Source organism: Massilia sp. Soil_C_3 (genome assembly GCF_057657035.1).
Window position 1 is genome coordinate 1 of record NZ_JBDGJG010000025.1, and the last position, 1,019, is coordinate 1,019.

The following is a 1,019-nucleotide window of genomic DNA, read 5'->3' on the forward strand; positions in this document are numbered from 1 at the left end:
TGGAGCCATCCTTGAAATACCACCCTGGTTCATTTGAGGTTCTAACCTTGGTCCGTTATCCGGATCGGGGACAGTGCATGGTAGGCAGTTTGACTGGGGCGGTCTCCTCCTAAAGTGTAACGGAGGAGTTCGAAGGTACGCTAGGTACGGTCGGACATCGTGCTAATAGTGCAATGGCATAAGCGTGCTTAACTGCGAGACCGACAAGTCGAGCAGGTACGAAAGTAGGACATAGTGATCCGGTGGTTCTGTATGGAAGGGCCATCGCTCAACGGATAAAAGGTACTCTGGGGATAACAGGCTGATTCCTCCCAAGAGTTCATATCGACGGGGGAGTTTGGCACCTCGATGTCGGCTCATCACATCCTGGGGCTGTAGCCGGTCCCAAGGGTATGGCTGTTCGCCATTTAAAGTGGTACGTGAGCTGGGTTTAAAACGTCGTGAGACAGTTTGGTCCCTATCTGCCGTGGGCGTTGGAAATTTGAAGGGGGCTGCTCCTAGTACGAGAGGACCGGAGTGGACGAACCTCTGGTGTACCGGTTGTCACGCCAGTGGCATTGCCGGGTAGCTAAGTTCGGAAGAGATAACCGCTGAAAGCATCTAAGCGGGAAACTTGCCTTGAGATGAGATTTCCCGGAGCCTTGAGCTCCTTGAAGGGTCGTTCGAGACCAGGACGTTGATAGGCTGGGTGTGGAAGTGCAGTAATGCATTAAGCTAACCAGTACTAATTGCCCGTACGGCTTGTCCCTATAACCTTGGTAGTCAAGGTTGTGACGAGTACAACTGCTTGAATACAAGCTACAACCCAACATTACTTCTTCCAGATTCAGAGCCTCACTTGACGTAGGGTTGGCAGCTTCGCTGCCGACGCGTTCAAGCGATGCTCGTACAAGTCATGCCTGATGACCATAGCAAGTCGGTCCCACCCCTTCCCATCCCGAACAGGACCGTGAAACGACTTTGCGCCGATGATAGTGCTGCAACCAGTGTGAAAGTAGGTTATCGTCAGGCTAGTTATA

Annotated in this window: 2 rRNA genes; both read left to right on the forward strand. The window is 52.2% G+C overall.

Going from position 1 to position 1,019, the window contains the following annotated elements:
- A 23S ribosomal RNA gene (locus AC3A6F_RS25270) occupies positions 1 to 749 on the forward strand; the annotation flags it as partial.
- A 149-nt stretch (positions 750 to 898) separates the two neighbouring features.
- Positions 899 to 1,011 (forward strand): 5S ribosomal RNA (rrf, locus tag AC3A6F_RS25275).
- The last annotated feature ends 8 nt before the right edge of the window (positions 1,012 to 1,019 follow it).